The 10,706-nt window shown below is 70.7% G+C and carries 10 protein-coding genes; 3 read left to right on the top strand and 7 right to left on the bottom strand.

The window, feature by feature from the left end:
• Positions 1-11: 11 nt before the first annotated feature.
• Positions 12-1,217 (bottom strand): tyrosine--tRNA ligase, encoded by a 1,206-nt coding sequence (tyrS, locus tag G8346_RS04460; RefSeq protein ID WP_166048626.1) that lies wholly within the window; start codon positions 1,215-1,217, stop codon positions 12-14.
• Positions 1,218-1,338: 121 nt separating this feature from the next.
• Here tyrS and G8346_RS15075 point away from each other — a divergent pair, with 121 nt between their 5' ends.
• From G8346_RS15075 to ppk1, 3 genes are read left to right on the top strand one after another with little or no spacing between them, the layout of a single operon-like run.
• Positions 1,339-2,721 (top strand): peptidoglycan DD-metalloendopeptidase family protein, encoded by a 1,383-nt coding sequence (locus G8346_RS15075; protein ID WP_206202572.1) that lies wholly within the window; start codon positions 1,339-1,341, stop codon positions 2,719-2,721.
• Positions 2,722-2,752: 31 nt separating this feature from the next.
• Positions 2,753-3,868 carry an anhydro-N-acetylmuramic acid kinase gene (locus G8346_RS04450; protein WP_206202585.1) on the top strand — a complete coding sequence of 372 codons (1,116 nt, stop codon included), beginning with the start codon at positions 2,753-2,755 and terminating at the stop codon, positions 3,866-3,868.
• Positions 3,865-5,955, top strand: a complete 2,091-nt coding sequence (gene ppk1, locus G8346_RS04445; RefSeq protein ID WP_166048624.1) for a polyphosphate kinase 1 — start codon at positions 3,865-3,867, stop codon at positions 5,953-5,955. Before G8346_RS04450 ends, ppk1 begins: the two co-directional genes overlap by 4 nt.
• On the opposite strand, the gene ppx is transcribed toward ppk1, so the two are convergent.
• The 6 genes from ppx to G8346_RS04415 form a co-directional block, all read right to left on the bottom strand.
• Complete coding sequence (gene ppx / locus G8346_RS04440; RefSeq protein WP_166048622.1) at positions 5,942-7,441, bottom strand: exopolyphosphatase; 1,500 nt, start codon at positions 7,439-7,441, stop codon at positions 5,942-5,944. The two genes, ppk1 and ppx, sit on opposite strands and share 14 nt — an antisense overlap.
• Positions 7,442-7,474: 33 nt before the next feature.
• Entirely contained in the window at positions 7,475-7,825 is a 351-nt protein-coding gene (gene erpA, locus G8346_RS04435; RefSeq protein ID WP_206202584.1) for an iron-sulfur cluster insertion protein ErpA, read from the bottom strand.
• Positions 7,826-7,875: 50 nt separating this feature from the next.
• Positions 7,876-8,286, bottom strand: coding sequence for a polymer-forming cytoskeletal protein (locus G8346_RS04430; protein ID WP_166048618.1), 411 nt, complete (start codon positions 8,284-8,286; stop codon positions 7,876-7,878).
• Between the two features lie 13 nt (positions 8,287-8,299).
• The gene (locus G8346_RS04425) at positions 8,300-9,007 is read right to left on the bottom strand and encodes a DUF6776 family protein (RefSeq protein ID WP_166048616.1); all 708 of its coding nucleotides are present in this window, start codon (positions 9,005-9,007) and stop codon (positions 8,300-8,302) included.
• A gap of 31 nt (positions 9,008-9,038) precedes the next feature.
• Positions 9,039-9,569, bottom strand: coding sequence for an RNA pyrophosphohydrolase (locus G8346_RS04420; RefSeq protein WP_166048614.1), 531 nt, complete (start codon positions 9,567-9,569; stop codon positions 9,039-9,041).
• A 93-nt stretch (positions 9,570-9,662) separates the two neighbouring features.
• A complete protein-coding gene (locus G8346_RS04415) occupies positions 9,663-10,700 on the bottom strand; it encodes an ABC transporter ATP-binding protein (protein ID WP_166048612.1) in 1,038 nt (345 codons plus the stop codon).
• Positions 10,701-10,706 lie beyond the last annotated feature (6 nt).

Here is a 10,706-nt window from a genome sequence, read left to right as displayed (position 1 = left end):
TGCGTCGCGGCTCAGGCCGGGCGCAAGTCGACTTCGATGATGCGTCGCTTGCCCACCGCCAGCACGTGGCGAGCGCCCGCCTTGAGCATCATGCGCGCGTCCTCGACGCGCTCGCCGTCCACGCGCACCGCGCGCTGGCGGATCTCGCGAAAGGCCTCGGAGTTGCTGGCCGTCAGGCCGGCCGCGGTGAGCGCGGCCGCGAGACCGATTTCACCGCCCGGGCACTCCACCACCCGGCATTCCAGCTCTTCGGGCATGGCCCCGGCGCGGATGCGCTGGTCGAAGTCCCGCCGCCCCGCTGCGGCGCCCTCTGCGCCATGGAAACGCACGGTCAGCTCATGGGCCAGCTCGAACTTCACCTCCATGGGATTGCGCCCCGCGGCGATCCCGGACTTGAGCGCCTCGATATCCGCCAGGGCGCGGAAGGACAGCAGTTCGAAGTAGCGCCACATGAGATCGTCGCTGATCGACATCAGCTTGCCGAACATGATGGCCGGCGGTTCGTTGATGCCGACGTAGTTGCCCAGCGACTTCGACATCTTCTGCACGCCGTCCAGTCCCTCCAGCAACGGCACCGTCATCACCACCTGCGGCGACTGTCCCCAGGCCTGCTGCAACTGGCGCCCGACCAGCAGGTTGAACTTCTGGTCCGTGCCGCCCAGCTCCACGTCGGCCTGCAGCGCCACCGAGTCGTAGCCCTGCACCAGCGGATAGAGGAACTCGTGGATGGCGATGGGCCGCCCTTCGGCATAGCGGCGATTGAAGTCGTCGCGCTCCAGCATGCGCGCCACCGTGTGCTTCGCCGCCAGCGCAATCAGGTCGGCCGCGCTCATGGGGCCCATCCAGCGCGAGTTGAATTCCACCCGGGTCAGCTCCGGGTCCAGGATCTTGAAGATCTGCGCCTCGTAAGTGCGCGCGTTTTCCGCGATCTCGGCCGGCGTCAGCGGCGGGCGCGTGGCGTTCTTGCCCGTGGGGTCGCCGATCATCCCGGTGAAGTCGCCGATGAGGAAGATCACCTCGTGGCCAAAGGCCTGGAACTGGCGCATCTTGTTGATGAGCACGGTGTGGCCGAGGTGCAGGTCCGGCGCGGTGGGATCGAAGCCCGCCTTGATGCGCAGCGGCCGCCCGGCGGCGAGCCGCTCCTCCAGGTCACGCTCCAACAGCACTTCCTCGGTACCGCGCAGCAGTTCACCGAGCTGTTCTTTGGCAGGTTTCATCAAGACTCCATGGCGACTCGCTGTTTTTTCTGTGAAACAGCGCATTGACCGGGTGGCGCGGGACGGCTAGGGTAACGCCAATTTTGCAGCCTGCGACGCGGTGGGTCGAGTGGGAAGCGGAGTGCGGCACGATTACAAGCTGAAAGACTACCCGCAAGGCAGGGCGCGCCGGCCACTGCGTCGCCATCACGTTGCGGCCGTGGTGTCCTTCGCAGTATGCGCCGGGCTGGTGGCGCTTTGGGTCGATCGCCCGGCCGAGGGCAAGCAGACCGCGGAAGTCGCCCGGTCGGTACAGACCCTGCCCCTGCCCCCCGCGCCGGCTGCCGACCAGGCCCACCTTCCCGATGACCTGGCCCCGGGAGCGCCGGCCGCGCCGAGCGAGACCGTCGCACCCGAACCGCCGGGCGAACGCACCGTGCTCGAGGTGCGCTCCGGCGACAGCCTGGACCGGCTGTTCCGCCGCCACGACCTCTCGGTGGCCGACCTGCAGCGGCTGCTGGCACTGAAGGAGGCCGCGCCGCACCTCAAGCGCGTCCGTCCCGGCGACACCTTCGAGATCCACCACGACGGGGCGTCCGTGCTCGGCCTGACGCGCCGGCTGGACGAGACCCGCACCCTGGTGGTGGAACAGGGCGAGGCAGGCTACGAGGCCCGCTTCCTCGAGCACCCGGTGGAAATCCGCCTGGCGCAGGCCACCGGGCAGATCACCTCGTCCTTCTACGCCGCCGGGCTGGCGGCGGGTCTCTCCGACGGCACCATCATGCGCCTGGCCGGGATCTACGCCTGGGACATCGACTTCGCGCTGGAGATCCGGCGCGACGACTGGTTCGCCGTCGTCTACGAGGAGATCTGGCAGGACGGTGCGAAGCTGCGCGACGGCGAAATCGTCGCCGCCGAGTTCAGCAACCAGGGCCGCTCCTTCCGCGCCGTGCGCTTCCCCGACGAGGACGGTCGCGCCAGCTATTACACGCCCGAGGGCGACAGCATGCGCAAGGCCTTCCTGCGCGCCCCGGTCGACTTCACCCGCGTCAGCTCGAACTTCAACCCCAACCGCCTGCACCCCGTGCTGAAGACCAAGCGCCCGCATCGCGGCGTGGACTACGCCGCCCGCACCGGCACGCCCATCATGGCCGCCGGCGACGGCAAGGTGATCTCGGCCGGCACCCAGGGCGGCTACGGCAAGACCGTGGTGCTGCAGCATGGCGGCAACGTCACTACCCTGTATGCGCACATGTCGCGCATCGGTTCGAACGCGAAAGTCGGCCGCCGCGTGAAGCAGGGCGACATCATCGGCTATGTCGGCGCCACCGGGCTGGCCTCCGGCCCGCACCTGCACTACGAGTACCGCGTCAACGGCGTGCACAAGAACCCGCGCACCGTGGACCTGCCGAAAGCCGAGCCGGTGCCGGCCGCGCGTCGCGCTGAGTTCGCCGCGGCAGTAGCGCCGCTGATCGCTGAGCTCGACCGCCTCGGGCCGCCGCTGCGGCTCGCCGCCGCCGACTGACGCGCACGCCCTGGCCGCCACGCACCAACTCCTGCCCGGCTGCTACATCGGACTCATGTCCGGCACCTCCATGGATGCCGTGGACGCGGTGCTGGCCGAGACCCGCGGCGACGACTTCATCGTCCGTGCCGCACGCAGCGTGGCGCTGCCCGAACCCGTCGCCCTGGCGCTGCGCCGGCTCGCCACCCCCGGCGGGGCCTTCACGGCCGAAGGCGACGCGCTGGACGAACTGGGCCGCCTCGACCGCGAGGTTGCAGAGCTGTTCGCCGGCGCGGCCATCGGCCTGCTGGCAGCCGCGGGGGTCGACGCCGGGGAGGTGCGGGCCATCGGCAGCCATGGCCAGACCCTGCGCCACCGCCCCCGTGCCGCACGCCCCTTCACGCTGCAGGTCGGCGACCCGAACGTCATCGCTGCGGCCACCGGCATTGCCGTGGTCGCCGACTTCCGCCGCCGCGACGTGGCGCTGGGCGGCCAGGGCGCGCCCCTCGTCCCCGCCTTCCATGCCGCGGTGTTCGCAGCCCCGCTCGAGTACCGCGCGGTCCTCAACCTCGGCGGCATCGCCAACCTGACGCTGCTGCCGCCGGGCGGACCCGTGACGGGCTTCGACACCGGCCCGGGCAACACGCTCATGGACGCGTGGGCCCGGCGCCATCTCGGCCGCCCCTATGACGCCGGCGGTGCCTGGGCCGCCTCGGGCCGCACCGACACGCCGCTGCTGCAACAGCTGCTGGCGCACCCCTACCTCGCCCTGGCGCCGCCCAAAAGCACGGGGCCGGAGGAGTTTTCCCTGGCCTGGCTGGAAGGGGTGCTGTCCCGCGTGGGCGCACTGGAGCCGGCCGCCGTGCAGGCCACCCTGTGCGAGTTCACCGCGCGCACTGTCGTCACCGCCCTTGGCGACCACCCGCCGGCGCGCCTGGTCGCCTGCGGCGGCGGCGCGCACAACCGGGCCCTGCTTGATTGCATCGCGGCGCTGCTGCCGGGGACACGCGTCGAGACCAGCAGCGCGCACGATATCGATCCCGATTATGTCGAGGCCACGGCCTTCGCCTGGCTGGCGGCGCGCACGCTCGCCGGGCTGCCCGGGAACCTGCCCGCAGTGACCGGCGCCCGTCGCGAGGCGGTGCTCGGCGCGGTGTGGCCGGCATGAGCGCAGCGCCGGATCCGGAGGCGCTGCGGCGCCCCGAGTTGTACGTCAACCGCGAGTTTGCCGCGCTGGAGTTCAACCGGCGCGTGCTCGAACTGGCCAGCGACCCGGCCGTGCCGCCGCTGGAGCGGCTGCGCTTCCTCTGCCTCTCGTGCACCAGCCTGGACAAGTTCTTCGAGATCCGCGTCGGCGGGCTCAAGGAGCGGCTCGAGCACGGCACCACTTACCTGCGGCGCGACGGGCTCAGCGCGGTCGAGACCCTGGCCGGGATCGCGCGCACGGCCCACGCGCTGGTGGACGAACAGTACCGCGTCTTCAATGAGGCCCTCGCCCCCGAACTCGCGTCCCACGGCGTGCGCTTCCTGCCGCGCGGCGAATGGAACCCCGCCCAGACCCGCTGGGCGCGCAGCTTCTTCCGCAACGAAGTCCTGCCGGTCCTGACCCCGATCGGCCTGGACCCCGCGCATCCTTTTCCGCGCATCCTCAACAAGGCGCTGAACTTCATCGTCGAGCCCTCGGGCGTGGACGCCTTCGGGCGCGAAGCGCCGCTGGCCGTGGTGCAGGCGCCGCGCGCGCTGGCAAGGGTGATCCGCGTGCCGGCCGCGGTGGAGGGCACCGGGCGCGATGACTTCGTATTCCTCTCCTCCATCATTCACGCCTTCGTCGGCGACCTGTTCCCCGGCCTGGAGCTGCTCGGCTGCCACCAGTTCCGCGTCACGCGCAACACCGACCTGCTGGTGGCCGACGAGGACGCCGAGGACCTGCTGCGTGCCGTCGAGGGCGAGCTCGCTTCACGGCCCTACGGCGACGAGGTCCGCCTCGAGGTCGCCCAGGGCTGCCCGCCGCACCTGGTGCGTTTCCTGCTGAACCGTTTCGGCCTGACGAGCGAGGACTTGTACGAGGTCAACGGCCCGGTGAACCTGAACCGGCTGTCACAGGTGGCGGAGCTGGTCGACCGCCCGGACCTGAAGTACCCCGCCTTCACGCCGGGGCGCCCGCGCCACCTGCGGCGCGCCGACGGCATGATGGCGGCGATGCGTCGCGGCGACCTGCTGCTGCATCATCCCTACGAGAGCTTTGCCCCGGTGCTGGAACTGCTGCGCGAGGCGGCCGCGGACCCGGCCGTACTCGCCATCAGGCAGACCCTGTACCGCACCGGGCCGGATTCCCCGGTCGTCGATGCGCTGGTCGAGGCCGCCCGCGCCGGCAAGGAAGTCACCGTGGTGGTGGAGCTGATGGCGCGCTTCGACGAGGCGGAGAACATCAAGCTCGCCAACCGCCTGCAGCAGGCGGGCGCGCACGTGGTGTACGGCGTGGTCGGCTACAAGACCCACGCCAAGATGTTGCTGGTGGTGCGCCGCGAGGAAGGCCGCCTGCGGCGCTACGTGCACCTCGGCACGGGCAACTATCACCCGGAGACGGCACGCCGCTACGCCGACTACAGCCTGTTCACCTGCAACGCACGCATCGGCCGGGACGTGCACCAGGTGCTCATGCTTCTCACCAGCCCGGGGGCGCGCGTGCGTACCTCGCTGCTGTCGGTGGCGCCGCTGGGACTGCACGAGCGCACGCTGGAACTGGTCCGGCGCGAGGCAGAGCACGCGGCGCAAGGACGCCCGGCCCGCATCGTCGCCAAGCTCAACGCCCTGGTGGAGCCCGAGGTCATCGAGGCGCTGTACGCCGCGTCCTGCGCCGGGGTCCGCGTGGACCTCCTGGTGCGCGGCACCTGCTGCCTGCGGCCCGGCGTGCCCGGCGCCTCGGAAAACATCCGCGTGCGCTCGCTGGTCGGCCGTTTCCTCGAGCACGCGCGGGTGTTCCTGTTCGCCAACGGCGGCAAGGAAGAGGTCTACCTGGGCAGCGCGGACTGGATGGAACGCAACTTCTTCACCCGCGTCGAGGTGCTGTTCCCGGTCACCCGGGCGGCGTTGCGGCGTCGCCTGGCACAGGACCTGGAACTGGAGCTGGCAGACGACCGTTATGCCTGGGAGATGCAGCCCGACAGCAGCTGGCGCCGGGCGGCGGCGGCGGCCGGCATTTCCGCCCAGGAGGCGCGCCTGGCCTCTCTCGCCCAGGTACTCAGCGGAAGCTGAGCTTCAGGTCCAGGGCGCCGAGGTAGCGCGCTTCCTGCTCGAGGTCGGCGAGCGTGAGCGGATGCGTGTCCAGCCAGCCCTCGGGGAAGCCCAGTTTCAGCTTGCGCCGCGTGGCCTCGATATCCAGCGCCGGCACCGGCTTGTCGCTGCGGCTGCGCTTGAGCAGCACCGCCAGGCGCAGGATGGTCATCAGGTAGGGCATCCGCTTCAACCATGGTTCCTGCAGGTCATCCAGCAGGTCCTTGCGGATCTTGCGTCGGTGCCCGCCGACCAGCACCGCCAGGCGGCGCTGCTGATCGAAGGAAAAACCCGCCAGGTCGGCATGGCGCAGCAAGTAGGCCGCATGCAGCTGGTGCTGGGCATGGGCGATGTCCAGTCCCACCTCGTGCAGCCGCGCGCCCCAGGCCAGCAGGTCGGCGCACTCGGGGTCCGCCAGGTCCCAGGGTCCCGCCAGCCGCTCCAGCAGGGCCAGCGCCGTGGCCTCGACACGCTCCGCCTGCGCCGCGTCGGCGTGGAAGCGCTGCTGGAAACCGCGCACGCTGCGGTCGCGCGCATCCTCGTCGGTGAGCCGGCCGACGAGGTCCCACAGCAGGCCCTCGCGCAGCGCGCCCTCCGCCGGCGTCATGCTCTCGATCTCGAGCGCCGCGAAGATCTCGGTCAGGACCGCGAGGCCGCCCGGATACACCGGCGCGCGTTGCTCACTCAGGCTCGGCAGGTCGTGGCGCGCCATGTTGCCCGCAGCCAGCAGGCGCTCGCGCAGGAGCTCCAGCCCCGCGCGCGTGATCTCCCCGCCGGTCGCGCCGAGCAGCCGTAGCACCCGCCCCGTGGCGCGAATGGTGCCCGAAGTACCCACCGCCTCCAGCCAGTGTTGCTGGCGGAACGCCTTGCGCACCGGCTCGAGCTCGCGCCGCGCGAACAGGCGCGCATCGCGAAACCCCTGCGCGGTCACCGCACCGCCGGGGAAAAACCGCTCGCTGCTGCTGACGCAGCCCATGTACAGGCTCTCCAGGCGCAGCGCTTCGTAGCCCTCGCCGACGATGAGCTCGGTGCTGCCGCCGCCGATATCCACGACGAGGCGGCGCCCCGCCTGCGCGGGCAGGCTGTGGGCGGCGCCGAGGTAGACCAGGCGCGCCTCCTCGACGCCGGAGATGACTTCGATGGGATGGCCGAGTGCCTTGCGCGCCTGCGCCAGGAAGCCGGCACGGCGGCGCGCGCGCCGCAGGGTGTTGGTGCCGACCGCCCGCACCTGGCCCGCTTCCAGCGCCGCCAGGCGTTCGCGGAAGCGCCCAAGGCAGGCCAGCGCGACCTCGGCCGCAGCGGGCGTGATCCGGCCCTGGGCATCCAGGCCGGCGCCGAGGCGCACCATCTCGCGAATACGGTCGAGGATGGTGATCTCGCCGTTGCTGCGGCGAGCCACCACCATGTGGAAGCTGTTCGAGCCGAGGTCGACCGCGGCGATGACGTCCGGCGTCGGGTCGGTCGCCATCGCGCGCGGGCTCAGCGCTTCACCGCGGCGCCGTCAAACCCCGAAGGAGGAGCCGCAGCCGCAGGTCGTGGACGCGTTCGGGTTGCGGATCACGAACTGGGCGCCGTTCAGGTCCTCGCGGTAATCGATCTCGGCCCCCATGAGGTACTGGATGCTCATCGGGTCCACGAGCAGGGTGACGCCGCCGTTCTCGATGCGGGTGTCGCCCTCGTCCTCGTTCTCGTCGAAGGTGAAGCCGTACTGGAAGCCGGAGCAGCCGCCGCCCTGGATGAAGACGCGCAGCTTGAGATTCGGGTTGCTCTCTTCCCGGATCAGCTCGCCGACCTTGCCGGCGGCCGCGTCCGTGAACAGCAGCGGCTGGTCAGTAGCGGTGGTCTCGGTCATGTTCGTTGCCATGGTGCTGATCGTCACTGCCGGTTGATGGGTCGCCTATTCTACCCGACCTCAGGGGCGGACGCGTCCCCTTCCGGGGCGGGCAGGGCCTGCTGGCCCCCGGGCTGGTGCAGCAGGCGGCCGTTGACGCAGCCGCCCGCCGACATCTGCAGCAGCTTGTAGGCCACGTTGCCGTCGACACGGGCCGAGGCGCCGAGCTCGACGCGCTCGCGCGCCACCACGTCGCCGCGCACCGAGCCGTTGAGGATCAGTTCATCGACCTGCACGGCGCCTTCCACGAGCCCGTCGGCGCCAATCACCAGCACCGAGGCGCCCGCCTCGCCGGTCACGTCGCCCGCGACCACGCCGTCGAGGTGCAGGCGGCCGCGAAACGCCAGGTCGCCCGTGACCCGGGTCCCGGCACCGATGAGGGTGGCGATGGTGGAAATGTCACGTTTCTTCTTGCCAAACATAGGGATATTCCTGTCAGCCCCGGGAGTCCCAGGGAAAGCTGGCGGTCACCGGGCGCCCGTTGCGCCCGGATGGCTGGAGGGAAATTTCCGCCGACTGCGGCACGAACCCCTCCGGGATGATGATGTCCAGGTCGACGTCCTGGAAGTAAAGGAACTCGTAGGGCTGCGGCTCCGCAGCCAGCTGTTCCAGGGCCAGCACCGCCTCCTCGCCTTCCAGCAGCCCGTGCAGCGCAAGGTCCACGCGACCGCTGGCGCGGCCCGAGCGCTGCGGGTTCTGCACCAGCAGCAGCCGCAGCCGGTAACTGTACTCGAGCGGACCGTCCACGACTTCGAAAGTCTGCACCCGCAGGCCCATGCGCCCCTCGGAGGGCACCACGATGCGACGGTAGAACTGCAGTTCCTCGTTCAGCGCTGCGACCCGGCTTTCGCTCTCGGCCAGCGCCTCCTTGAGGTGCACCTGGGCCTCGCGGTCGACCTCCAGCGAGGTCTGCGCGCGCGCCAGCTCTTCCCGCAGCATGCGGGTCTCGGCTTCGAGGCGGGCCACGGCCGCGGACAGTTCGGCGACCCGGGTCTCGGCTCGCGAGCCGGCGCCGCCGGCTGCAAACTGGCCCCACTGGAACAGGCCGAAGCCCGCCAGCAGCGCCAGCAGCGCGAGGGCCGCCAGCAGCAGGCGCAGGCGGCGCGGGTCATGAAGCCTGACGACGAGGCGCTGTTCGTCCACGGGGTCTCCAGGGTCGGGCGGAGGACCGCCCTCAGGTCTCGGTCTGGCCGGCCGTCGAACCGGGCGGCGGCGGCGGGCCCTCGGGGAACACCAGCCGTCCGAACTCGCGCAGTGCACGCAGGTACACGCGCCGCTTGAAGTAGATCACCTCGTCCACCGGGTGCCACCAATTCACCCAGCACCAGCGATCGAACTCCGGGTGGTCGCAGCAATCGAAGCGCACCCGCTCTTCGGCCGCGGTGAGCCTGAGCAGGAACCAGCGCTGCTTCTGCCCGACGCACACCGGCCGGCTGTGGCGACGGATGTAACGCCGGGGCAGCCGGTAACGTAACCACCCGCGCGTGCTGCCCAGCACCCGCACGTCGTCGCGCGTCAGCCCGATCTCCTCCTCCAGCTCGCGGAACATCGCTTCACGCGGGCTTTCGCCCTCGAGGATGCCGCCCTGCGGGAACTGCCAGCCGGGGCGGCCTGCGCGGCCGGCCCAGAAAACGCGTCCCGCCTCGTTGGTGAGGATGATGCCGACGTTGGCCCGAAAGCCATGCTCGTCTATGCAATCCTTCATCGGCGGTTATGCCAAAAACTGTTGCCCCGGATTCTTCCACACGGTGCCGGGGAAGCCAAGCGCAGGGGCAACAGCGCAGGAGCGACGCGGGGCTCAGCCCTGGAACACCACCACGTGGTCCGCCTCGAGGCGGATGCCGATGCGCTCGCCGATGCGGTGGTCGTGGTGGCTGGGCACCAGTGCCAGCACGCGCCGCCCGCTGGGGAGGCCGAGGGTGTAGAGGATGGAGGCGCCGCGGAAGGCTTTGCGCAGCACGGTCGCAGTCTGGCTGCTGTCGTCGTCATGCACGATGTCGTCCGGGCGCAGCAGCACCTCCACCGACTCCGCCGCGGCCAGCGCCATCGGCTCGGTCGGCTCCAGCCGCCCCAGCTCGATCTGCACGGTGCCGTCGCCGATGGCCTCGCCGGGCACGAAACAGCCCTCGCCGACGAACTCGGCGACGAAGCGGCTGGCCGGGCGGTGGTAAAGGTTGTAGGCGGTGTCCCACTGCTCCAGCCGCCCCTCGCGCATGACGCCGATCTCGTCCGCCACGGCGAAGGCCTCGGCCTGGTCGTGCGTCACCAGCAAGGCGGTGATGCCCTGCTGCTTGAGGATGTCGCGGATCTCAGTGCCGAGGCGCACCCGCAGCCCGGTATCCAGGCTGGAAAAGGGCTCGTCCATGAGCAGCAGCCCGGGCCGCGGTGCCAGCGCGCGCGCCAGCGCCACGCGCTGCTGCTGGCCGCCGGAAAGCTCGTCTGGAAACAGGTTCTCGCGCCCGCCCAGGCCGACGACGTCCAGCACCTCGGCCACGCGCCGCTGCTTTTCGGCGCCCTTCAGGCCGCGCAGGCCGAAGCCCACGTTGGCCGCCACGTCGAGATGCGGGAACAGGGCGTACTGCTGGAACACCATCCCCAGGCCGCGTTTCTCCGGCGGCACGGTAAAGCCCGGCCTGCTGAGCACTTCGCCGTTGAGCAGGATGCGGCCGGCCTGCACGTTCTCGAAGCCGGCGATGCAGCGCAGCGCGGTGGTCTTGCCGCAGCCGCTCGGTCCCAGCAGGCAGCCGATGGCGCCGGCCGGGATGCGGAAGGAAAGATCCTTCAGCACCCGGTTATCGCCGTACGCCTGCTCGATGCCTTCGACCGTAAGCCACATGCGCTT

This window comes from Thioalkalivibrio sp. XN279 (assembly GCF_011089885.1).
GTDB lineage: Bacteria > Pseudomonadota > Gammaproteobacteria > Steroidobacterales > XN24 > XN24.
The sequence above is the reverse complement of the archived record's forward strand: the minus strand, read 5'-3'. Positions and strand labels throughout refer to the sequence as shown.

Excerpts from the sequence above, each read along its gene's own strand:
- tyrS (WP_166048626.1), bottom strand. The coding sequence starts at position 1,217 with ATGAAACCTGCCAAAGAACAGCTCGGTGAACTGCTGCGCGGTACCGAG.
- ppk1 (WP_166048624.1), top strand. The coding sequence starts at position 3,865 with ATGAGCGCAGCGCCGGATCCGGAGGCGCTGCGGCGCCCCGAGTTGTAC.
- ppx (WP_166048622.1), bottom strand. The coding sequence starts at position 7,441 with ATGGCGACCGACCCGACGCCGGACGTCATCGCCGCGGTCGACCTCGGC.
- erpA (WP_206202584.1), bottom strand. The coding sequence starts at position 7,825 with ATGACCGAGACCACCGCTACTGACCAGCCGCTGCTGTTCACGGACGCG.
- G8346_RS04430 (WP_166048618.1), bottom strand. The coding sequence starts at position 8,286 with ATGTTTGGCAAGAAGAAACGTGACATTTCCACCATCGCCACCCTCATC.
- G8346_RS04420 (WP_166048614.1), bottom strand. The coding sequence starts at position 9,569 with ATGAAGGATTGCATAGACGAGCATGGCTTTCGGGCCAACGTCGGCATC.
- G8346_RS04415 (WP_166048612.1), bottom strand. The coding sequence starts at position 10,700 with ATGTGGCTTACGGTCGAAGGCATCGAGCAGGCGTACGGCGATAACCGG.